At 51.1% G+C, this 23,681-nt stretch carries 20 protein-coding genes; 8 read left to right on the top strand and 12 right to left on the bottom strand.

The features are described 5' to 3' along the window. Positions 1-1,639: 1,639 nt before the first annotated feature. Both KCG43_RS20100 and KCG43_RS20095 read right to left on the bottom strand, forming a co-directional pair. A complete protein-coding gene (locus KCG43_RS20100; RefSeq protein ID WP_192014366.1) occupies positions 1,640-2,089 on the bottom strand; it encodes a DUF3850 domain-containing protein in 450 nt (149 codons plus the stop codon). Beyond that, entirely contained in the window at positions 2,086-2,304 is a 219-nt protein-coding gene (locus KCG43_RS20095) for a hypothetical protein (protein WP_218387185.1), read from the bottom strand. Before KCG43_RS20095 ends, KCG43_RS20100 begins: the two co-directional genes overlap by 4 nt. Positions 2,305-2,471: 167 nt before the next feature. On the opposite strand from KCG43_RS20095, the gene KCG43_RS20090 reads away from it, so the two are divergent. The 4 genes from KCG43_RS20090 to KCG43_RS20075 all read left to right on the top strand — a co-directional run bounded on the left by KCG43_RS20090 (position 2,472) and on the right by KCG43_RS20075 (position 6,502). Further along, positions 2,472-3,161, top strand: coding sequence for a helix-turn-helix domain-containing protein (locus KCG43_RS20090; protein ID WP_218387184.1), 690 nt, complete (start codon positions 2,472-2,474; stop codon positions 3,159-3,161). Between the two features lie 333 nt (positions 3,162-3,494). After that, positions 3,495-4,289 carry a nicotianamine synthase family protein gene (locus KCG43_RS20085; protein WP_218387182.1) on the top strand — a complete coding sequence of 265 codons (795 nt, stop codon included), beginning with the start codon at positions 3,495-3,497 and terminating at the stop codon, positions 4,287-4,289. Next, positions 4,279-5,613, top strand: coding sequence for an opine metallophore biosynthesis dehydrogenase (locus KCG43_RS20080; RefSeq protein ID WP_218387180.1), 1,335 nt, complete (start codon positions 4,279-4,281; stop codon positions 5,611-5,613). Before KCG43_RS20085 ends, KCG43_RS20080 begins: the two co-directional genes overlap by 11 nt. Then, a complete protein-coding gene (locus tag KCG43_RS20075; protein WP_218387177.1) occupies positions 5,606-6,502 on the top strand; it encodes a DMT family transporter in 897 nt (298 codons plus the stop codon). The genes KCG43_RS20080 and KCG43_RS20075 overlap by 8 nt, the downstream gene beginning before the upstream one ends. Before the next feature lie 76 nt (positions 6,503-6,578). On the opposite strand, the gene KCG43_RS20070 is transcribed toward KCG43_RS20075, so the two are convergent. Beyond that, the gene (locus tag KCG43_RS20070) at positions 6,579-7,022 is read right to left on the bottom strand and encodes a GFA family protein (RefSeq protein WP_192014380.1); all 444 of its coding nucleotides are present in this window, start codon (positions 7,020-7,022) and stop codon (positions 6,579-6,581) included. Between the two features lie 41 nt (positions 7,023-7,063). Further along, positions 7,064-8,641 carry an ATP-binding cassette domain-containing protein gene (locus tag KCG43_RS20065; RefSeq protein ID WP_218387175.1) on the bottom strand — a complete coding sequence of 526 codons (1,578 nt, stop codon included), beginning with the start codon at positions 8,639-8,641 and terminating at the stop codon, positions 7,064-7,066. A 196-nt stretch (positions 8,642-8,837) separates the two neighbouring features. Between KCG43_RS20065 and KCG43_RS20060 the strand changes: the two genes are divergently transcribed. Both KCG43_RS20060 and lhgO read left to right on the top strand, forming a co-directional pair. Further along, on the top strand, positions 8,838-9,047 hold the full coding sequence (locus KCG43_RS20060; protein ID WP_218387173.1) for a hypothetical protein: 210 nt from the start codon (positions 8,838-8,840) through the stop codon (positions 9,045-9,047). Then, positions 9,040-10,281, top strand: a complete 1,242-nt coding sequence (lhgO, locus tag KCG43_RS20055) for an L-2-hydroxyglutarate oxidase (RefSeq protein WP_218387171.1) — start codon at positions 9,040-9,042, stop codon at positions 10,279-10,281. Before KCG43_RS20060 ends, lhgO begins: the two co-directional genes overlap by 8 nt. A 564-nt stretch (positions 10,282-10,845) precedes the next feature. Here the strand turns inward: lhgO and KCG43_RS20050 are convergent. From KCG43_RS20050 to KCG43_RS20025, 6 genes are all read right to left on the bottom strand, one after another. Beyond that, a complete protein-coding gene (locus KCG43_RS20050) occupies positions 10,846-11,091 on the bottom strand; it encodes a hypothetical protein (RefSeq protein ID WP_218387168.1) in 246 nt (81 codons plus the stop codon). Positions 11,092-11,882: 791 nt separating this feature from the next. Further along, a complete protein-coding gene (locus tag KCG43_RS20045; RefSeq protein WP_192014388.1) occupies positions 11,883-12,761 on the bottom strand; it encodes a 6-carboxytetrahydropterin synthase in 879 nt (292 codons plus the stop codon). A gap of 123 nt (positions 12,762-12,884) precedes the next feature. Then, the gene (locus KCG43_RS20040; RefSeq protein WP_192014390.1) at positions 12,885-13,610 is read right to left on the bottom strand and encodes an outer membrane beta-barrel protein; all 726 of its coding nucleotides are present in this window, start codon (positions 13,608-13,610) and stop codon (positions 12,885-12,887) included. Between the two features lie 133 nt (positions 13,611-13,743). Next, positions 13,744-14,124, bottom strand: a complete 381-nt coding sequence (locus tag KCG43_RS20035; RefSeq protein WP_192014392.1) for an STAS/SEC14 domain-containing protein — start codon at positions 14,122-14,124, stop codon at positions 13,744-13,746. A 154-nt stretch (positions 14,125-14,278) separates the two neighbouring features. Then, on the bottom strand, positions 14,279-15,832 hold the full coding sequence (locus tag KCG43_RS20030) for a long-chain fatty acid--CoA ligase (RefSeq protein WP_218387166.1): 1,554 nt from the start codon (positions 15,830-15,832) through the stop codon (positions 14,279-14,281). A gap of 147 nt (positions 15,833-15,979) precedes the next feature. Then, positions 15,980-17,998 (bottom strand): alkaline phosphatase D family protein, encoded by a 2,019-nt coding sequence (locus KCG43_RS20025; protein WP_218387164.1) that lies wholly within the window; start codon positions 17,996-17,998, stop codon positions 15,980-15,982. A gap of 290 nt (positions 17,999-18,288) precedes the next feature. On the opposite strand from KCG43_RS20025, the gene KCG43_RS20020 reads away from it, so the two are divergent. Next, positions 18,289-19,206 carry an AraC family transcriptional regulator gene (locus tag KCG43_RS20020; protein ID WP_218387162.1) on the top strand — a complete coding sequence of 306 codons (918 nt, stop codon included), beginning with the start codon at positions 18,289-18,291 and terminating at the stop codon, positions 19,204-19,206. A 116-nt stretch (positions 19,207-19,322) separates the two neighbouring features. Then, a complete protein-coding gene (locus KCG43_RS20015; RefSeq protein WP_218387159.1) occupies positions 19,323-21,446 on the top strand; it encodes a TonB-dependent siderophore receptor in 2,124 nt (707 codons plus the stop codon). A gap of 124 nt (positions 21,447-21,570) precedes the next feature. On the opposite strand, the gene KCG43_RS20010 is transcribed toward KCG43_RS20015, so the two are convergent. Together KCG43_RS20010 and KCG43_RS20005 are read right to left on the bottom strand one after the other, a co-directional pair. Continuing rightward, on the bottom strand, positions 21,571-23,100 hold the full coding sequence (locus tag KCG43_RS20010; protein WP_192014403.1) for a tripartite tricarboxylate transporter permease: 1,530 nt from the start codon (positions 23,098-23,100) through the stop codon (positions 21,571-21,573). A 2-nt stretch (positions 23,101-23,102) separates the two neighbouring features. Further along, the gene (locus tag KCG43_RS20005) at positions 23,103-23,576 is read right to left on the bottom strand and encodes a tripartite tricarboxylate transporter TctB family protein (RefSeq protein WP_218387157.1); all 474 of its coding nucleotides are present in this window, start codon (positions 23,574-23,576) and stop codon (positions 23,103-23,105) included. Positions 23,577-23,681: the final 105 nt, after the last annotated feature.

Below are 23,681 nucleotides of genomic sequence, written 5' to 3'. Positions count from 1 at the left end.
AGCACTTGCTAGTTAATAACCGGATAACCGCCGCTTGTCAGACATCATAGAGCTGTGGTTTCAACTACATGAAAAGAAGCTCAGTTCTGGAGAAAATCAGTGCACGCATGCTGACAGTGTCAGCAACATTGCTGAAAATCCGTAAATCACCAAATAAGATCTCCAGCTCTTCTACGGCCATTACAACCGAACTCACGGAATAGATTACCGCCTGCGCGGTAATGACGGGCCGGATGGATTTTCTTAGCTAAAGTGATCGACAAACCCAGGGAAAAATTCAGGACGAATTTTCAGGTTGTCGGCGCCGGGAGCGCCTACAACCGACCCGGACCACACTAAAGAACAACAAAGAGTATCTGGCGCGCGAACTCAGATGCCAAATAAACCACCAGACTCAAGCGCGACATACAAGCTAAACTTCAGACATTGCGCTCGCTGCATGGATTCCCGCCTGCGCGGGAATGACGGTAATATATTGAATCATAAATAATTTAACTGGGTTTCTGGCTGTACTTTTAAAGCAGAAATGAGAAGTTTGATGCTTGCCTCTCCCCCAGGGGAAAAATTCAGGACGAATTTTTAGGTTGTCGGCGCCGGGAGCGCCTACAACTGACCCGGACCACACCAAAGAACTACAAGGGGCTTTCTGGGTACTCTTTGCCCCAACAAAGAGTACCTGGCGCGCGAACTCAGATGCCCAAGTGAACCACCAAACTCAAGCGCGACATCCTTCCAGATTCAGACAGAACAACGAACAACCGAACTCACGGAATGGATTACCGCCTGCGCGGTAATGACGGGCCGGATGTATTTTCTGAGCGAAAGTGATCGCCAAACCCAGGGAAAAATTCAGGACGAATTTTTAGGTTGTCGGCGCCGGGAGCGCCTACAACCGGCCCGGACCACGCCAAAGAACAACAAGGGGCTTTCTGGGTACTCTTTGCCCCAACAAAGAGTACCTGGCGCGCATCGCACAATGCCAAGTGAACCACCAAACTCAAGCGCGACATACAAGCTAAACCTCAAAAATTGCGCTCGCCACATGGATTCCCGCCTGCGCGGGAATGACGGTAATATATTGAATCATAAATAATTTAACTGGGTTTATGGCTATACTTTTAAAGCAGAAATGAGAAGTTTGATGCTTGCCACTCCCCCAGGGGAAAATTCAGGACGAATTTTCAAGTTGTCGGCGCCGGGAGCGCCTACAACCGGCCCGGACCACACCAAAGAACAACAAGGGGCTTTCTGGGTACTCTTTGCCCCAACAAAGAGTACCTGGCGCGCGAACTCAGATGCCCAAGTGAACCACCAGACTCAAGCGCGACATACTTTCAAACTCAGACAGAACAACCACACTCGCTGAATAGATTACCGCCTGCGCGGTAATGACAGGCCGGATGTATTTTCTGAGCGAAAGTGATCGCCAAACCCAGGGAAAAATTCAGGACGAATTTTTAGGTTGTCGGCGCCGGGAGCGCCTACAACCGGCCCGGACAACACCAAAGAACAAAAAAGGGGCTTTCTGGGTACTCTTTGCCCCAACAAAGAGTACCTGGCGCGCATTAGACAATGCCAAATGAACCACCAAACTCAAGCGCGACATACCCTCAAAATCTAAAATAACGCAAAAAGAGAATCACGACTCCACCGGAAACTTCTTCAAAAAATGATTCGCCTCATCAACCCAGCAGCGGCCTGCCTGCACAGTACGTTTCGCCTGGTTGTCTGTGCTGCCTGCTTTCTTGATGAGCTGGTAGGCCGCTTCTGTGTAATCGCAGTGCTCTTTTAAGCGATCACGCAGATAGCCAATCAGGCGAATACCCAGCAAAGGGGTGGTGTTTGCCAGCGATAATACACACCAGCCATCTTCAAGGCCGACCGTGTTGCCGTGCTCGACATGGGTAATGAGTGAGTTCATTTCCTGTCCTGTGTCCTCGCCGTTTTCGTCGAGTTCGCGCAGAATAAGCACATCGCCTACGGCATATCGCCGATGATTGAGGCACACCTGATGCGTTTTGCGTCCGGCCAGTATGTCGGTGAAATCAGCAGACTGAATGCTCAGTTCATGGAGAGTGATATTGCTCACGCCTGCCCCTCCATCTTGTTGCGGACTGTATTGACAGGATATTGCCATTTTCGCGTTACCTGAGTTGTCAGGCTCTGATGAGGGCGCTTGTGCTCGCAAGAAGACATGCTTTGGCCTTGCGGCACAAGCAGAGTACGGAAATGAAGGTCGGTCAGACGCCGAATCTCCACTTTTGCGATGCAGGGTACATCTAACGCTATTTGATTCCTTGCCATGAGTGGTATCCTTACGCGTTGGTTTTGCGCACTTTTTGCCAATTTTGCGCTGATTTGTTGAATACGCACAGTGTTGATCCTCAATCGAATGCAGTCAATAACTTCTGTCATTTTAAGTTAACTTTTGACGATCATTTTCGAGTTTGATCACACTGACTGGACAGTACATGAGTAAAAAAATCCTTATTTTTGACTATCTGAAAGGTCATGACTTTACTTCGAATTTGAGAGACTTAACCCATTGTGCTTCCTTTGGTGAGATGGCCACACTATTTGATGTGCCAAAAACCACCTTCAGCACCTGGAATACGCATAATCGTACCTCTCACGAGCTGGTTGTCCGCACGCATTTGCGTACCGGCATCCCTGTTCATCAGTTAATTCTGCCGTCTGATTATCCGCTGGAAACGCTGCATCACTCATTGACGGACAGCAAACATGCTGGCCATAGCGTTATTGCGGAAACGTCAAATGAGTACAGAACAGAACGACAAACGACTAGGATTGCCACGGCATCGGACGCTGTCGTCACTTTGTCCAGCTACAGCCTGAGCAATGGAAAGTCACTCAGCACGGGCACACTGCCCTACGCTAAGCGCATTTTTCAATCCTGGAACCTCAATGCCGCCTCCACCATTGAAGTGGAAACCCATGAAGGACGGTTCCTCGTTGATAAAAGCCAGAATGATGCCGTAAGCGGTGATTACCTGATTGACATGGACGGCCGCCTGTCGATTAACCCTATCCAGCGGTTACCGAACAAGCTGGCGGTGACGTTTGGTCTCACCCGTCTTGAAGTAGACGACAATGAGATCAAGGTGATCGGCCGCGTGGCTGTGAGTTTGAAAAAGCAGTGAACGCAAAACACACTGCCAGCATTCTGTGTCGCAACCTTCGGCCGACACAGAATGTTTGTTACCCAGTCAAACCTCCATCAACCCTTTGCCTGACGTTGAGTGAGGCTGATTAAGTAAGATAAGACGCGTTAAAAGATAAGACCCCACAGCCACACGCTCGGCAATCATAAGTGCTCCCTGCTTACTGACACCATTCTCTGATCGCATAGCCGATCTTTGCCTGCAAAATCACTTGAAATATGCCTCTTACTGGATTAGCGTAAGCCGCAATTGTTATGTTATAACAATTGCTTTAGCACCGAACGCAACCCTGTCACCAACACGGACGAGAGAATGACAACACTCAATGAAAAGTATGCACTGCTTTCATCTCTGATTGCCTGCGAAGCACAATTATCGGCCCTGACGGAGTACAGCCTGGAAAGCTGCGACTGCTACACACTGGTTCAGGAAAAACTGGACGGTGTGTGTGATCTCATCACTCACACTGACAATCAGCGAATATGGCAACATTTTGCGCACTGCCCTGAGGTGGATCGTCAGATCAAGAAAATCCGCGAAACATCGATCAAATCTTTGTGTGCTCTGGAAAAGCATCAGTCCAGATGTGCCGTCGATCACCCGTACCAGTTTACCCATTATTTGAATGCGCTGAATGACAGCGCCCGAAAAGAAACCCAATCGGTCAATATCCACCGCGACAGCAGAGTGCTCTTTATCGGTTCCGGCGCGTTTCCGTTGTCGGCGATGACCATTGCTACGCTGACAGATGCCACGGTGAAAGGCATTGATATCGACAAAGATGCTGTCGCTCAGTCGCGACGGCTGAATACCGCGCATTTGCGTATTTCTTTCGAAAGTACGGATCTCATTACCTGCTTAGAGCTGTTTCGCCCAACACACATAGTGATTGCCTCGCTGGTCGAGCATAAATGGGAGGTGTTGTCGGTGCTGCGTCCCTATCTCACCGCAACGCAGCAAGTGTTGGTTCGATACGGTAACGGGCTGAAATCGGCATTTAACTACCCGTTCAATCCCGACATCTCGCTAGGCTGGCGTGCTCAGCCTGTGGACTGCGGCTCTATGCTGTACGACGTCATGCTGATGGAAAAAAACAATGCAATCTGAAACTGAAAACGTCCTGCTGTTCGGCAGTGGTCCGGCTGCCATGCAACTTGCTGTATTACTCAAGCAAATGCCTAGCCTTTATCTGGGTATCGCAAACCGGCCGTCTGACAACTGGCAGCGCTGGCGAGAAAGCTACATCCGGTATGGCTGTATTCTGAGCAAAGCCGCCAAACCCTCGTTATCTGCACTGTCAGGCTATGCCCAGATTAACCGCAGTTACTCTTGCCCTGATGACATTGAGCCAGTCTGGCAGACTTTGGTACTGGCGGTTCCCTCTGATGCCTATCTCAGTGTGCTGCGTTCATTGCCTGAAAAGGTGCTGATAACACTCAGGCGTGTCATTTTGTTGTCCCCGTCTTTGGGATCCCAGCAAATCATCCGGCATTGGAGTGAGTCACAAGGTCTGTCACTCGATATTGTTGGTTTTTCTACTTATTTTGCCGCGACAAAATGCCAGACAGACCAAAACGGGGGCAGGATCCCGACGCATGTCATCACTAAAGCCACAAAGAAAAAGGTGTATCTGTCATCCAGCCAGAGTAACCCTCCTACTCAGAGCGCCTGGCATCGCCGCATTGAAACCATGCTTGCCAGCATAGGTGTTGACTATGCCTGGTTAAACGACAGTATCAGTACCGAAGCCCGGAATATTACTTCTTATGTACACCCTGCACTGTTTATCAATGACTTTTCTCTGGAGACGATCACTCATCCGCCAGCTATCCCCGTTTACCTGTACAAACTGTTTCCGGAAGGGCCAATTACTGGTGCAGTGATTCGGCGGCTGGTCGACTTATGGCGGGATATTTCTGTGATTGTCAGCGCGCTTGGTGGCGAAAGTATCAATCTGTTGCAGTTTCTCAATGACGATAACTACCCGGTCAGAGAGGAAAGTATCCCCAGAGAAAAAATCGACCTGTTTACTGATCTCAGTACAACAGAGCAGGAATACCTGATGTACATCCGCTACACCGCCATTCTGATCGATCCCTTCTCCACACCTGATGAAACCGGCCGCTATTTCGATTTTTCCGCGGTGCCGTTTCCTCGTGCACGTGTTGAATCCGGTCAGTGGTTTCTGCCGCGTATCCCCGCTGAAGATATTCGCCTGCTGTACCGCCTGAGAGAAATCGCCCGGCTGATTCATGTTGAGGCCCCTACCGTCAGCGAGCTGATTAATCACTTCGAAACATGGCTGCAAAACAAGCCATACATTGCTATTGAGCCCGCAGCCTTAACCCGAGAAGCCCGACAAGATCTGGCCTATCTGTTATGGCACAACCCTGAGACAAACTCTGCAAAGGAACCTGAATGCTATGAATAATGGCGTATTGTTAACCATTGGCTCTGCGTTCATTTTCAGCATTATGAACGCACTGGTGAAAGCCGCCAGCGACACCATCCCGACCGCTGAAATTGTGTTTTTCCGTAGTATTATCGGCACTGTACTGATACTGCTGCTGATGAAACACAGCCGCATCAGATTCTCCTCTAAAGGTATACCGCTACTGGTATTGCGCGGTGTTTTCGGGGCGCTGTATCTGCTGGCTTTTGTGTATACGCTGGCCAATATTCCGATGGCGGACGCTGTTATTCTGGCGTATCTGTCACCTTTCTTTGTGATTGTCTTTTCGCGACTGATACTGAAAGACAAGCTTCCGCCCCGCTCAGCCTTATTGTTACTTGCTGTTTTAACAGGCGCAGGGCTGATCATTAATCCGCTGGACTATGAATCTTATAATCTTTTTGCACTCGCCGGTGTGGCCAGTGCTGCCTTCGCTGCAGGCGCTTCAATTACCATCAAACAATTAAGCCAGCGCCACCATACTTACGAGATCGTTTTTTACTTCCTGTTCGTTGCCACGCTCATTTCAGCCATTCTCATGGCCGATAACTTTGTGATGCCTCAGGGTATTGCCTGGCTGTATTTAATTGCGATCGGAGTTGTGTCTCTGCTTGGTCAGATTTTCCTGACCCAAGCCTTTAGCCACGAGAATGCGGCCGTGGTTGCCGTTACCCGGTATATCGGCATTGTCTTTAACATTCTCTGGGGCCTGATGTTCTGGCAGGAAATTCCGGACAGTCTGACCATTGCCGGAGGCGTGATTATCGTGATCGCTTCTATTTTGCTCAGCAATCGCAAGCCAGTGGCGGAAAAAGGAGATATTGATGAAGATAAGGGATCGCAACAAGAAAAAGCCACCGTCAGATAAGCCGGTGCGCACAACGAACCACTTTGGTGGGTGATATCATCCCGAGCCGGTATAACCGGCCCGGGATGGTTGTCGCTTAAGGGGCGTATTTGGCGAAGACTTCTTCTTCGGTCAGATTTTCGGTGTTATTGCTGAAGGCATAGTAAGCCGGTTTTTTGTCGATGAAGATTTGTTGATCCATCTCCAGCTGACTTTCCTGATCAAGCAAACCTGCCGGTACCATGTACTGTCCTGTTGGCTTGAGGAAATAAAACAAATGGCTGCCACAGTGTTTGCAGAACCCTCTTTCCCCCCAGTCAGAGGAAGAAAAACGACTGATGTTTTCTTCACCGGTGAAACTCACTTCAGTGCCAGCAGCTACCGATAAATACGGCCCGCCGCTCCACTTTCTGCACATGCCGCAGTGACACGCCTCTGCATGCAAAGAGCCGCTGGTTGATTTCAGCCCGACTTTGCCGCACAAACAATGGCCGCTCAGGCTATGCGGCGATGAGGTTGGCGACGATGGCGTTTGTGACATAATGTTCTCCTTATCCATAAGCCTCAGATAGCATAGCCGAATTATCTGGAAAGATCCCAGTGCTGACTCACACCACACGCATCAACAAAGTCCTGATCATGGCTGACCAGAATGAAGCTGCCCTTATGCTCACTCAGTGCCTGTGCCATCATGGATTTTCCGTCTAAATCAAGATGATTGTCCGGCTCATCCAGCAGCAATACCCCTTCCTGTTGCTGATGACTCACCACCAGCATCGCCAGCCGCATTCGTTCACCGCCGCTCAGGGTCGACATTTGCTGCCCGGCTCTTTCACGGCGAAAACCCATGCACGCTGCCAGAGTACGTAACTCAGCAGCAGTATAGGCAGAGCACAGACGTGTCAGGTTATCAATCAGGCTGGCCTGCAAATCAAATAAAGAGAAATGCTGATCGAGATAACAAAGCGGCCCGTGCCTGTGAATCTCACCCGACTTGACTGGCATATCGCCCAGCAGCGTTTTCAGCAAAGTCGACTTACCTGTGCCATTACTGCCGCGCAGGTGAATTTTATCGCCATACCAGACGGTTCGGCTGATTGCAGGCAACTGTCCCCGGTGCAGGCCCAACTCAGTGATCGTCAGTAAACGCGCACTTCGCTTGTTCGCACTGTCGGTACTGAAGCTCAGCGGCTTGGCGGTATCCACTTTCTCCTGCAGCAACTTCAACTGTTGCCGCGCATGTTCAAGCTGCTGATGTTGCTGATGCTTTCTGGATGATGCCGCGCTTTCTGCGGCATTTTTCTGATAATCGAGCAGCAAGGTGGACTGACTGCCAGTGTGCCTGTCCTGCTTACCGGCCGCGGCTCGGCGCTGCGCTTTTTCTTCACTACGCTGATGCTGACGATTGATAGCGCTGATTTGCTGTTTTGCTTTCGACAGTCGTGTTGCCAGTAACTGGGATTCATGATGTTTCTGTTGCCGGTATTGCACAAAATCTGTGCCATAACAGGCTAACCCTGTGTGACTGAGTTCAACAATGCGATCCGCGTTTTTCAGCAAGGATTGATCATGGCTGACCAGCAATATGCCGCCCTGAAAACAGGTGATTTGCTGTGACAGCCATTCTCTTCCATGCCGATCCAAATGGTTTGACGGCTCATCAAGAATGAGCAGTTCAGCATCACTGCGAAAACAGAGCCACAATCGCAACCTCGTCAGCTCACCGCCGCTCAGGCTGGTGCAAGATTGTCCGGGATCGGACGGTAATCCCAGCTCTGCCAGCTGGCGGGACAGAGCAGCAGGCAGATCCCATTGGTCGCCTACCGCCTCGAAATCGGCCGGATCGCAACTGCCAGCGGCTATACGTTGCAACGCTTGCAGACAGCCGTCCACACCCAGTGCTTGTGCGACAGTGCCCAGAGCCGACAAGTCGTTCTGCACGGTCAGCTGAGGTAAGTATGCGATGTTTGAGTGCCTGATCACCCGGCCTTCATCTGGCTGACGGGCTCCGCTTAACAGTGCGGCCAGCACAGATTTGCCACTGCCGTTACGGCCTACCAGTGCCGTGGTTTCACGGTCTAAAGTGAGTGATACATCAGAAAACAGCGGCTCCCCGTGGGGAAGAAAAACAGTCAGAGACTGAGCTTGCAATAATGTCATAAAGACCTCCGGCGCAAGCGCAGGGAGAGACATTACCGTCAGAAGACATTGCTTTTTTGCAGACAGATCTGAGTAGCACAGCCGATCACAATACGGTGATTCACAGTCAGTGACTGCTCAGACAAAGACGGTTAACGCCCACTAACCCTGCGGATCCAAAAGAAAAAGTTCAAAGGATGTCAGGGGTTAGTAATCCATGCAGGCGTTAACTCCAAATGAGGTGATGGCGGCTATTAAACCACCAGAGCGGGCGTACCGCAAGCTGAGAGACCAAGAAAACTGGCCTTATAAATGCAATTTATCCTTTTGCTACTCTGCCTGCTTGATGTTTAAATATCTTATAAATCAGGATGATGTCGGCCTGATCTGGCCTAAGTTAGATTTGCAAAGGATCCGCGATGAATAAGAATTACGATTATCTGGTGATTGGCGGGGGCATAGTGGGCGTTGCCACGGCCAATGCTTTATTACGCCGGCATCCTGCCAGCAAGATTCTGCTGATTGAAAAAGAAAGCACGCTCGCGTGTCATCAGACCGGCCACAACAGCGGTGTGATCCATGCCGGTGTGTATTATGCGCCCGGCAGCCTGAAAGCACGGTTTTGCAAAGAAGGCGTGCAACGTACTGTGGATTTTTGCCGCCAGCATGCTATTCCGGTCGACAACTGCGGCAAATTGCTGGTCGCCACCAATGAAACGGAAGTGTGCCGGATGCAGGATCTGCTGGCACGTTGCCGTGAAAACGGTATTGAAGTCGAAGCGCTGAATCAGGCGCAACTGCAGGCAAGAGAGCCGAACATTTGCGGTCTGGGAGCGCTGTTTGTCCCGTCGACCAGCATAGTGGATTACCGTCTGGTTACTGAACACATGGCCAGTGATTTTACTGCCTCAGGCGGCGAAACGGCCCTTGATACCCAAGTGACGGACATTACAGAGCACAGCGATCACATCGAACTGACCTGCCGCCACAGCCACGCAGCGAGTGCCGGTTCTTTTGCTGTCAGAGGCCGTTTTCTGGTGTGCTGCGGCGGACTAATGGCCGACCGCCTGACCAGAATGATGGGGCTGGAGACAGATTTTCAGATCATCCCCTACCGCGGAGAATATTACCGCCTGGCAGCCAGACATCATCAGATCGTCCGTCATCTTATCTATCCGATCCCAGACCCTTCACTGCCCTTTTTAGGTGTTCACCTGACACGCATGATAGATGGCTCGGTGACGGTTGGCCCAAATGCGGTACAGGGATTTAAACGCGAGGGTTACGGGCGATTTAATTTCAGCCTGCGTGACAGTCTGGACATGCTGGCTTTCCCCGGTTTCTGGCATGTCACCGGTAAGCACCTGAAAACCGGATTGCGGGAATTCAAAGATGCCTGGTGGAAAGCCGGATATCTTGAGCGGGTACGTAAATACTGTCCGGCCCTGACGCTGAGCGATCTGGAACCCTACCCGGCAGGTATTCGTGCTCAGGCCGTACTGAAAGACGGCACGTTAGTTCATGACTTTCTGTTTGCAGACAGCCCGCGCAGCCTGCACGTTTGTAACGCGCCGTCACCGGCAGCAACCTCCGCGATGCCGATTGCCGACTACATTTGCGATAAAGTAACTGAAATTCAACGAAAAAGTGAAGCGGGCTGAGAATGTAATTAGTGCCACAAGCCCAGGGAAAAATTCAGGACGAATTTTCAGGTTGTCGGCGCCGGACCACACCAAAGAACAAAAAGGGCTTTCTGGGTACTCTTTGCCCCCACAAAGAGTACCTGGCGCGCATTAGACGATGCCAAATGAACCTCTAAACTCAAGCGCGACATACAAGCTAAACTTCAAATATTGCGCTCGCCACATGGATTCCCGCCTGCGCGGGAATGACGGTAAAATATTGAATCATAAATAATTTAACTGGGTTTTTGACTGTACTTTTAAAGCAAAAATGAGAAGTTTGATGCTTGCCTCTCCCCCAGGGAAAAATTCAGGACGAATTTTTAGGTTGTCGGCGCCGGGAGCGCCTACAACCGCCCCGGACCACACCAAAGAACAAAAAGGGGTTTCTGGGTACTCTTTGCCCCCACAAAGAGTACCTGGCGCGCATTAGACGATGCCAAATGAACCTCCAGATTCAAGCGCGACATACAAGCTAAACTTCAAAAATTGCGCTCGCCACATGGATTCCCGCCTGCGCGGGAATGACGGTAACACATTGAATCATAAATAATTTAACTGGGTTTCTGACTGTACTTTTAAAGCAGAAATGAGAAGTTTGATGCTTGCCTCTCCCCCAGGGAAAAATTCAGGACGAATTTTTAGGTTGTCGGCGCCGGGAGCGCCTACAACCGCCCCGGACCACACCAAAGAACAAAAAGGGGTTTTCTGGGTACTCTTTGCACCAACAAAGAGTACCTGACGCGCATTAGACGATGCCAAATGAACCACCAGACTCAAGCGCGACATACAAGCTAAACCTCAAAAATTGCGCTCGCCACATGGATTCCCGCCTGCGCGGGAATGACGGTAATATATTGAATCATAAATAATTTAACTGGGTTTCTGGCTATACTTTTAAAGCAGAAATAAGAAATTTGATGCTTGCCACTCCCCCAGGGAAAAATTCAGGACGAATTTTCAGGTTGTCGGCGCCGGGAGCGCCTACAACCGCCCCGGACCACACCAAAGAACAAAAAGGGGTTTTCTGGGTACGCTTTGCCCCCACAAAGAGTACCTGGCGCGCATTAGACGATGCCAAATGAACCTCCAAACTCAAGCGCGACATACAAGCTAAACTTCAAAAATTGCGCTCGCCACATGGATTCCCGCCTACGCGGGAATGACGGTAATATATTGAATCATAAATAATTTAACTGGTTTTCTGGCTATACTTTTAAAGCAGAAATGAGAAGTTTGATGCTTGCCTCTCCCCCAGGGAAAAAATTCAGGACGAATTTTTTAGGTTGTCGGCGCCGGGAGCGCCTACAACCGCCCCGGACCACACCAAAGAACAAAAAGGGGTTTTCTGGGTACTCTTTGCCCCTACAAAGAGTACCTGGCGCGCATTAGACGATGCCAAATGAACCTCCAAACTCAAGCGCGACATACAAGCTAAACTTCAAAAATTGCGCTCGCTGCATGGATTCCCGCCTGCGCGGGAATGACGGTATGATTCTGATTTAAAGGATTTCCCAGCAGCGCGGGTGCACTGCTGTTTAAGGCATGCTTTGAGGAAAATAACCGGTTATCCGGTACGATTACAGGCTCGCCATTGCGCCTTTACCAACGCCTTCATAAGCGACGACGTCCAGCGTCTGATGCTCACCAATGGCAGGTTTCACAGCAGCAGCGATATAGTGTGCCAGCAGCTCTATGGTGGTATCTGTGCCAATCATTTCCGTCTCACTTTTGGCGATCGCAAGCTCAAACAGCCCCTGCGGCGCGGTATAACGGAAAGCGTAATGAGTGTCATCACCAGCACCAGCGGCATGCTCGCTCAGATTCAGCTCAGAAATGCTCACCTGATCTTCTTCTGTGCCCAGATAGATATCCGTCCAGCGCTTTGCCCAGTCGGCTTCCAGCTTAGGATCACGCTGGCCATCGACATACAGCTCAATCGGTGAACGATGGCCATGTGCTATGCGCTGACAGTTGCCGTCATGCTTTTTCAGGCCGTGGCTGTAATGATAAAACGCGCCATCAATCTTCTCTGGGCGTAATACCAGCTCAAGACCCTGGACATTGTCCGGCAGCTTACCAGACAACACCTGATGCAAATGCCGGGTGACTGTCTCTATGGTGATGACGTCAGCATCCACCAGGCAATAAGCCTCTTCCGGACAATGCAAATGGATACTTTTATCGCCACGAAGCAAATCCAGGGTCGCATAGCCCGGCTGAGTCGCGGCCATCCTGACTGAAGCATGTGCTGTCGGCACCAGCAGGCGGTGATCGACATACTGATCCACCAGTTGTTTAATCTGCTTTTTAACGCGGCTGAAATCCAGCACCATGCTCATTTCATTCAGCTCGCCAGACATCACCACATCCAGAATCCAGCTTTCTCCCACCATACCTCTGGCCGGGCACAGATAGGAGGCATCAATAACGGTGAGATCTCTGACAAATAGCTTCACGCTGACGTCCTTACAGAAATGATTGTCGTTTTCGGAGCTGGGCATTATACGCGCACAGCCAAAGGTGTAAACCCAAAGCCGCCGGCATCATCATGCAGATGGCCAGCTGTGTACAAACAACTTTCAGTAGCGGTAGTTCGCCGCCAGAAACAAAGAGCTGACACCGCTCTGCTGAGATTCAAAGTTCACTGTATTGCCCTGATCGTCCTGCCCTTGCCAGTTTTTCAGCTTGCTTGGCAACACTGTGTGTCTGAAACCGGCTTCGACTGTCATGTCAGTTGAGACGCGCCATGCCAGGCCGGTTTGCATACCAATCACAAAACCACTGGTTTTATAGTCGCCATGATAACTGGAATCGGAGCTGACACTGGCATAACCGAAGTGCAGGCCGACATACGGTGAAAAGTCTTTGTTATACAAGAAAAAATAATCTGTGCCGAGCAAGTTCAGATTGGCAATGTTGTCATATTTCAGCCCTGATGACGGAAACTGACTTTCCGCTACATGTCGTTCAAAACTGTAGTAAAGCCGGCTGCGACCTTCGGGTGTGTAGTAGCCAATATCCACGCCCCAGAAGCCATTGGCATCAGCGTCATCAGAGGATGACGACACGCCGGCTATCGTTGCTGTATCTGTTAACCCCATCAGGCTGACACCGCCTCGTAAGCCGAAGAAATAACGGCTGGCTTCTTTGTCTGCTTCCTGATCGGCCTCTTGGCCCGATGGCAGATCCGCTACGGCCTTGGCGGCAGTCGGTTGCGGAGTTGCCGCTATGGAGCCGGCACTGGTAAGACACCCAAATAACAAAACAGAAGAAAAAGGTAAAAAGGAAAAGGTTCGAAACTGCAAAGCTGCCTCCCTGTTTAAACAGCCATAATGGGGACTTCCCCCGAGCATGAATACTGCTGCATCATAGCAACTCCCTGCTTTGCAGACGAGCGAAATCCCAGCAAAAACAGCAACAAACACTAATCGTTTATTTTCACTCTTCCCTTAACCAGGCTAATGCGTCAAACGGTGTATCGAAACATTTCACTTCACCCGAGATAAACCAAGTGCCAATTTTGGCCACTATGTCCATCCAGCGCTGGTTGCCATAAATGGCGATCCGGTGAAACTTTTTACCGTGTTTCAGGCCAAGTTTGAGATCATCCCATGCCGCCTGCAATTCCCAGCCTTCAAACTCTGAACCATCAAAATAGACATTAACCTTAGGATTCGCGACACCTTCAAGGGCATCGTCGATCAGTGGGGTGATCCTTTCATAATCCTGATGAGTGAGCTTACCGACAGCTTTCAGTTCCATAAAAAAGTTATCGCCATCTCTGTCCACCTCAAACAATAATCCGTGAGTCGTATTCATAGGGCCTCCGTTTGTCGTTAATGAATAAACAACTGGCTTAGGGTTAAGGATATTCTGGATAAGTGTAGCTGTAACAAGGGAAAACAGGAGATTATGACCAACAGGGAAAATGCAAACACCGGGCTGATTACCCGGTGCTTGATATTGATGAGGATTAAGCAGTTTTTGCGGCCTGCCGCACTTCGGCCCTCAGATCTTTCTTGAGGATTTTCCCGGTCGCATTCATTGGCAGTGCCTGACGAACCTCGACCATGCGCGGGTATTTATAAGCGGCAAGCTGTTCTTTACCCCAGGCTTTCAACGCTTCTTCGGTGACCTGCGCGCCTTCTTTCAGTACCACAAAGGCTTTCACTTCTTCGCCATACTGATCACAGGGCACACCGACGACGGCTACCATAGCCACGTCAGAGTGCGTCATGAACACTTCTTCAATTTCACGCGGATACACGTTAAAGCCACCCCGGATAATCAGATCCTTGACCCGGTCGACAATGAACAAATTGCCCTTTTCATCAAAACGCCCGACATCGCCCGTGTAGAACCAGCCATTGCGCAGGGCTTTCTCATTCTCTTCCGCCCGGTTGAGATAGCCTTTCATGATGTTATGACCACGTATGATGATTTCGCCCGGTTCACCCTGCGGCAGTGGCTGGCCATTGTCATCAACCACACGCACCTCAACGCCCTGAATCGGTTGTCCGACTGAACCCGGAATCCGGGGCATGTCCAGATGGTTGAAACTGGCGATAGGGCTGGTTTCCGACAGACCGTAACCTTCAAGAATCGGGACGTTGAATTTCTCTTCAAAGTTACGCAGCACTTCTACCGGCAACGACGCACCGCCACTCACACCGATACGCAGCGAAGACACATCGTTGTCTGCTTTGCACAGGTTCATTCCGATATACATAGTCGGTACGCCGGCAAATAGGGTGACTTTGTGTTTTTCAATCAGCTCTTTCACCAGCGCTGGGTCAAAACGGGGCACCATCACCATGGTACAACCCAGGCTGACGGGGGCATTCATATTGACTGTCTGGCCGAAAGTATGGAATAGCGGCAGAGTCAGCAAGTGTACGTCGTCGCCGCGCATTTCCATCAGATTCTGCGCCACCAGAGCGTTAATGTACTGATTGCTGTGCGTCAGCTCCGCCCCTTTGGGTTTACCCGTGGTACCTGAGGTATAAAGAACCACCGCCGTATCATCCGCTTCACGGGGCGTATAATCACACACAGGTGACTGATCTTTCATGAAGGATGTCAGAGTCGGCAGCCCCTGGTAATCCATTGCAGACTGATCGGCCGTCATCACTACCATGTGCTCGCAGCTATCGACCTGATTAAAGGCTGCCACACCGGCCTGCGCCATTGGCAGTCCTTCCACGCCTTCAAAACAGAAGTAGAACTTCGCCGCTGAATCTTCCAGATGGAATGTAATTTCGCGCTCACGTAACAGTACGTTGAGCGGCACAGTGACTGCGCCTGCTTTTTGAATGCCGTAATACACCAGCGGGAAGAACGGCAGATTGGGACAGCTCAGTGCAACCCGATCACCAGGCTGTATGCCCTTGGCCTTCAAGCCATTGGCGATCTGGCTGGCAATGGCATTGAACTGAGCATAAGTGATCTGAGTGTCACCAAAAATAATAGCGACTTTGTCAGGCTTGGACACAGCATTACGCTGTAAGGCAGCGGCAAGGTTCAACATGGTGTTTTCCTTGTGTTGAGTTCTACACAACGTTTTATAAAGACAAGCTCCCTGCCTGTCTTCTCATTTGAACCATAGAATTAAACGGACGTTTGACCTGAGTCAACAACGCGGCGTCTCTGTGTTAAAAATATGTGAAGCACCCGACTATGACTCATTATTGTCAGGTCTTGCTGTTGCTTTTTCACCCGCGCCTGAATGCCGTTTCTGTTCCTGCCGGGTCGGAGGAAACCCGATGGACTGCCCTTCAGCGGTCAGAATCGCGATGCGCTCAGGCTGGCCGTCATCCTTCAGCCACAACTCGCCAATACAGCTGCTGTTGACTAAGCGACCATGTCCCGGGGTGTCCGGATCCCGCTTGTAAATCTTCATGCGTTTACGTTTGGTAAACCAGTTGAGCGGGGAATGCGGACTGTACAACAGCCTGTCCATTCGTTCACAAAACCGTAACAACTTTTCCGGGAAGGTATTTTTAATCCCGCTGGCGGTGATCTGATAAATGTTCGGACTGTTGCGGCGAAAACGCAGCTGAATATCGTAGGCAAACGAGTAATGTACATCGCCGGAAATGATCACGAAATGGGTCGGTGTTTTGGTATGGGTAAATATGCTCAGCAAAGTATTGGCGGCCCCTGGATGGGCCATCCAGTTCTCTGCATCCACCACCAGAGGTTTACCGAGTAATGTCATGATGCGCTGCAAGGTTTCTATGAACTTCACGCCGAAGATGGGCGCGGGTGACACTATGATCACCGCTGGTTCATGAATCAGCGCCTGTTGCATCTCTGTCAGGGCTTCCCAGTCCATCAGACCGGACGGTTTATTCATTTTCGATTCTGAATGCCAGCGCCGGGTTCGGGTATCCAGCACCAGCATCTTGGGTTTTGTCTCTACCTGATAGTGCCAGTGCTCGAAATCATACAGGTGATCTATCATGGCATCATGAGAGGCAGTATCCGGCGCTGAGAAATAGGTGCGGGCCATCGCCATAAAAGTGTCGTCAAACTGTTCAGGGTCATTGCCCCAGCCCTGGCAGAGCCAGTATCCGAACAGGCTGTTGCCGATAATGCGCTTTGAAAAGGCATGCTGGTATGCCGCCTGTTCCCAGCCGACAGTCAGGTTCCAGTCGTCAGTAACATCGTGATCGTCAAAAATCATATAAGTGGGAATATGTGCGACCAGGCGCTGCACCTTAACCAGCCCGCTGATGAATTCCTCAATTTCCGTTTTTTCCTGTTGCCACAACTGCTGCCATTTGTCCGCCAGCACTTGTTCACCACACTGAAACCCCTGTTTCTCAAGGCGGTCAGTCTCCACCAGCTGCCAGACATTCGGCGACCAGACCAGCAGGTACATCGCCAGAAATTCACTCAGGCCAATCAGGTGGTTTTCACACTCATTGGCCGTGAAGACCGGGCGTTGTTTGGCCGGCAGCCAGCGCAGCATACGGGTGTCTGACAGCCAGTTGCCAGTCGGCTCGTACACAGGCAGAACCTGATCCCGGCCATAGAGCTGGTGATGACTGGCGCGTAACGCCGATAACGAAGCATAAGGGGCATCGGTGAAGGTTTCATCGGGTAATCCGAGCAGGTCGATCACCTGACTGATCGCATCTAACGTCGGCCCGGCAACATGATCGGCATAGATCTGATCGCCACTCATCATCAGTAATGCCGGACGTTCACCCAGCGGCAGTGTTGCCACTTTCTCATCTGCCGCTACCAGGCTGTCTTTACCGGGAAAATGCGGATTACGACAAGAGCCATGCTGAATATAGTCAGCACGGGATTTAATAGTCAGCGTCAGCCGCTCCTCGCCCGGATAAAGCAGCTCAGGCAACAGAGCAGTCAACGCTCCCTTTTGGGTGTCTATGTCGTAGGCCAGCTCGGTATCCAGCGGAAAATCGCCCGAGAATTGTGCCATTACCACCCAGGCCGACTGCCCTATCCGGATCTGCTGTTCGCGGGTAAAGTCTGCCTGAAAGAAAGGCGATGCTTCTTTGCCCTGAAAAAGCAGAAACTCGCCTTCCAGCGGGGCGGATGTCACCATCCACAGCGTAATGACCCTGGCATTACAGCGGCGCAAAACCGGCCCTGTCAGAAATAAAGGCAGCTCATGTGAGCGAGTAGCGTTGTGCGTGTTATTGTCGGGGCTGTTAGCTGTCATTTATCCGTGTCACCTGTTACCTGCAATGTCACTCTGTCTATCCAAAGTCACCTGATACAAGCTCAGGCGGAACGGATATATTGATGAATTCATTCTACTTCGTACACCTTCGGCTGTTGCCAATAGAATGTCAAAGGTCAATTCTCATCGGCACTGATACCCTGACGGTCAGCACTGTGATGCTGCGCCCTATTCGGGCAGTAAAGACGATCTGCTCAACTACCGGGCATAGTGCTTCAGTGTTACTATCTGTGACCATTATGGAATGACAAAGACACTGAACCGTCGTAATGAACACACCAGCCAGCCCAAGTCATACACCCAAGCCGCATCATTTCACGCGTATTCAACGGGTACTGGATTACATCCACACCCATTTGGATCAGCCGTTGAGTGTGGTGGAACTGGCGGAGCAAAGTTGCTGGTCGCGCTGGCAGCTTCAGCGGGTGTTTAACAGCGAAACCGGGCTGACACTGGCGCAGTATGTGCGCGAGCTGAAACTCAGCCGGGCTGCGGAACAACTGTTATCGGGCAATGACAGAATTCTCGACATCGCGCTCTCCTGTGGCTTTAACTCCGAAATCAGTTTTATCCGCGCTTTCCGGCAAATGTTCGGCTGCGCGCCCGGCAGCTATAAAAAACGCGGGCTGCTGACAGGCCTCAGAACCCCTTTGCAATCGACCAGGCCGGTAACTTTAGCCCCTGAGATCTCACAGCGTCTGTTACAAATCCGTCTTGAGCGCCGCCCAGCCTTTCAGCTCTGCGGCGTGAGCGGCAAAATTCATGGCCTGTTCGCCGATAACCCCGATTACCCGAAGACAGTGCCCGCCATCTGGCACCAGTTTCATCAGCAATTTACCGGGACAGGCACCATCAGCCAGATAGGTGTGATTGATACCCAGAGCCAGTCGGGTGACGCATTGATTTACTGGGCTGGCATACTATCGGAACAGGCGTCTGGTGCGGGGCTACATACCGCGGCTGAGACTCAATGCCTGAATGTCCCCGAGCAGCTTTACGCCGTGATTCCCTACTCCGGGCCTATCCATCAGCTGGATAAAGTGCTCCATTGGTTTATCGCCGCCTGGTTGCCTGAGTCCAGTTTCAAAGGCATAGATGGCTATGAGCTGGAGATTTATCCGCCGCAATTTGATGTCGCCAACCCAGCTCACCGCATGGAGTACTGGATGCCGGTTGAGCCTGCCTGAAAAATCACGACCACAAATCTCAAGATGCACCAAATTGTTAATTTTCCTGCCGCAATTTCCTTAGAATGCAATTGATAACAATTAGCATTCACATATTGCAGCAGAGGTTTATTTTGATGTATCGCACTTTCGCTCCTTCCTGGCTGGCTATTTCCATTGCCTCATCCTTCAGCGTATCGGCTGTCGCCCAGACAGACACCCAGACAACCCACGTAGATGACACCATCACGGTGTTAGGTGAGACCTATCGCAACACCGCCACCAAAACCGCACTGACCGCCGAAGAAACCCCGCAGGCTATCTCGGTTATCGACCGCGAGACGCTCGATCTGCGCGGTGCCAGCTCGGTGAGCGAAGCCTTACGCTATGTGTCTGGGGTCAATACCGAACTGCGCGGCGGGGCGGTCACCCGACTGGATCTGTTCAATATCCGGGGCTTCATCAACTATCAGAATTTCTACGACGGTCTGCAACTGCCCTACCTCAGTGGCTGGAACCTGCAAGGCCAGGTGGATGCCTTTGCCGTGGAGCAAGTGGAAGTATTTAAAGGCCCGACCTCTGTGCTGTACGGCAATATCCCGCCGGGTGGCATGGTTAACCTGATCGCAAAAACACCGCAGAAAACCCGGCAAACGGATATCGAAATCAGCACAGGTACCAACAACCTGATGCAAGCCAATATTGATACCACGGGCCAGTTGGAGAACAGCGATGTCAGCTATCGCCTCATCGCTCTGGCGCGGCAAAGGGACAGTCAGGCAAATACTGCCGAAGATGAGCGCTATATGATAGCCCCTTCCATTGACTGGCAGGCTTCTGATGACACCCTGATCAACCTCAACCTGTATTATCAGAACGACCCGAGCGCAGGCATTTACACCACAGTGCCGGCAAAGGGTTCTGTGCTGCCTAACCCGGAAGGCAAGTTATCTCCTGACACTTTCACGGGCGATAAAAACTGGAATGATTTCGAACGTGAAGTACTGATGCTCGGCTACAAAGTGCTGCATGATTTTAATGACGACTGGACGTTACTGCATAACCTGAGATACAGCGACGCCAGCCTGCATCAGACAAACACCTACAATGGTGCCTTAGCCGCAGATAACCGGACACTCAGCCGTAATGCCTATCAGACCGATGAGGAGTTAGGATTCATGACCATGGACAACCAGCTCACAGGTAAACTCCATTGGGGGGCTGCCGAGCATAATGTCCTGATTGGCCTGGACTACCAGTACATGGACTCTTCTGTGGTGTATCAGGACACCCTGGATTTCAGCGTACCGAGCATTGATATGTTCAACCCGGACAACGATCAGATTGACCCCAACAATCCTGGCTTTAACTACAGAGCCAAGCACAATATCAATACCTCTCAGCTGGGTGTGTATCTGCAGGATCAGATCCGCTGGAATAAGCTTATTTTACTGGCAGGCGGGCGGTATGATCATTACGAACTTGACCAGAAAACCGACGGTGTAATATCCGGCGATATTGAGCAAGACAGCTTCTCCGGCCGAATCGGCGCGCTCTATAATCTGGCCTACGGTTTTGCCCCCTATATCAGCTATTCGGAAAGCTTTGAGCCAGTAGCCGGACAGGACAGATTCGGCAAAGTGTTCGACCCATCTGAAGGCCAGCAATGGGAAGCCGGGGTAAAATACCAGTCTGCCGATAGAACCCAGTCCGCCAGTCTGGCGGCCTACCAGCTGACCAAACAAAATGTAGTGACCCGTGACCCCAATGGCAGTGCCTATGACAAGATCCAAACGGGCGAAGTCCGCACCCGTGGGCTGGAGTTTGAAAGCTTCTGGCTGCTGACTGACAATCTGGATATTACGCTGAACTACACCTATACCGATGCGGAAGTAACACAGGACAATACCGGCATCGAAGGAAAAACCCCGGTGTGGATCCCCGAGCAAATGGCATCACTGTGGGCTAACTATTACATCTACAACGGCCTGTTAAGCGGTACTGTACTGGGTGCTGGTGTGCGTTATGTCGGCGAGTCTGAAATCGATGCGCAAAACACCGCCAAAGTCCCTGACTACACCTTGTTTGATCTGTCTGCCCGCTATGATTTTGGCGAGTTAAGCGCCAGCCTGAACAACGTGAGCGCCACCGTCAGTGCCTCAAACCTGTTCGACAAGGAATACTACACCTGTTTCGATCAGAACAACTGCTGGTTGGGCACCGAGCGCTCGGTTGAAGCCAAAGTCGCATTCAGTTTCTGATCGTCACTCTTTGCTGCTGGCCTGAATTCTGACTCCAGAGACCAGAAAAAGCAAAGCCGCACGGTTCCAAGAACGTGCGGCTTTTTCTTCACTCTATTTATCCGGTCATCTGTCCGGCTTCAGCTTACACCTGCTGCGTCTGCCCTTTTGCAACGGCTTTGCGCTTATCACGCCAGGTGCTGAACAGTGGCATCAACAACGCCAGCACTGCCAGCACCATAATGGTTAATGTCATTGGACGTTCTACCAGGAAAGCGAAAGAACCATCAGACAGCGTCAGCGAGCGGCTGAGGTTTTTCTCCAGTATGTCGCCCAGGATGAAGCCCAGCAGCATAGGTGCCATGGGGAAGTTGAGCAATTTCAGGAAGGTCGCAATCACTGTGATCAATACCATCATCTGGATATCAAAGGCATTGAAGCTCACCAGATATACCCCTGTGATGGAGAAGAACAGAATCAACGGAATCAGGATCGGACGCGGGATCACCAGCAGCCTGGAGATGTACGGGATCAGCGGCAGGTTCAGAATCAGCAGCACCAGGTTACCGAAGTACATTGAGATGATCACCGACCAGAAGACATCCGGATTATCAATGAACAGGCGCGGACCTGGCTGAATACCATACGCAATCAGTGCACCCAGCATAATAGCGGTTGTGCCCGAACCGGGAATACCCAGTGTCAGCAAAGGGACGAAAGAGCCGGTAGATGCTGCGTTGTTCGCTGACTCAGGAGCAGCCAGACCCCGTAACGCGCCTTTGCCGAATTTTTCTTTCTCTTCTTTCGGCGCCAGATTACGCTCCATGCCGTAGCTCAGGAAAGAGGCAATGGTGGCCCCGGCGCCTGGCAATACACCAACCAGGAAACCAAAGACTGAAGAACGCGCTACCGTTGGTGCCACATGCTTCACTTCTTCCTTGCTGAGTTTCATGCTGCCCAGATTGTTCATGTCCATCTGCGCATCTTCATGCCGGTGCTCACCCCGCAGAACCGTCATCACCACTTCGGTCAGCGCGAAAGTCGCCATAGCCAGCAGCAGGAAGCTGATACCGTCAATCAAATCGACATTATCGAAGGTAAATCGCGGCACGCCTGTCATGACATCGTTGCCGACGGTCGAGATCATCAGGCCGAAGACTGTCATCATCAGGGCTTTGAGCACCTGGCCTTTGCCGGAGAAAGCGGCCACCGCCGTCAGGCCCAGAATCATCAGCGCAAAATAGTCGCTGGACTGGAAACTCAGTGAGACTTTGGCCAGAGCAGGCGCTGCAAAGAGCAAAATGATGGCACCAATTGTTCCGCCAGTGAAAGAGGAATACGCGGCCAGTGCCAGGGCTTTACCCGCCTGATTTTTCTGCGCCAGCGGGAAACCGTCAAAGGCTGTAACCACTGTGCTTGAACAGCCCGGCGCATTAATCAGTATTGATGAGGTTGAACCACCAAAGACAGCACCGTAGTACACACCGGCCATCAGGATAATGCCTGAAGAAGGATCAAGACCATAAGTAATAGGGATCATCAGTGCGATGGCAGAAATCGGGCCAAGACCCGGTAACATACCAATGAATGTCCCGGCAAAGCAGCCAACCACCACCATCATCAGATTGAAGGGCATAATTGCCGTCGACAATCCAGTCATCATTCCATCGAACATAATTAACCCCCGAGAATACTCGTTATCAGTCGGCCAGGGGCCAGATAGATGTCAAGCAACTGCGTCAGCAAGAACCAGAAGCACACGGCAAATGGCACAGACGCCACCAGCAGAACCTTAGGACGACGCTCACCCAGCAACCAGTAGCCTCCCATCAGAAAGATCACTGTCGACAACATGAAACCAATCCATTCAAGGGAAGCGGCAAAAATCAGCATCAGCAACAGCAGTTTGGTGATCAGAACAAAATCCAGTCCCCGTAAATCCAGTTTGTCATCCTGACTGCGGCTAGCCGTTACCAGTTGGCATAACGCCAGCACAATGCCAAGCCCTGCCAGAGTCAGTGGCAAAGATTTCGCATTGAAAGGCTGATATTCATCGCCGGGGAACATATCAATTCCGCTGCCGTAGTAACCGTAAACGATGGAAAAGCACAGAAACACCAGTCCACCGATATGATCTTTCGTTATAGTCATGGTCATCCTCACCACTATCGGTTTGACCCGGCCCCAGACTCAGGCCGGTTTGTTACTACGCGCACCACCCAGTCAGGCGGTGCGCAACATGTCATGCAGACAGGA

Origin of the sequence: Photobacterium sp. WH24, assembly GCF_019204055.1 — a bacterium.
GTDB classification, from domain to species: domain Bacteria; phylum Pseudomonadota; class Gammaproteobacteria; order Enterobacterales; family Vibrionaceae; genus Photobacterium; species Photobacterium arenosum.
This window is presented reverse-complemented; position numbering and strand designations above follow the sequence as displayed.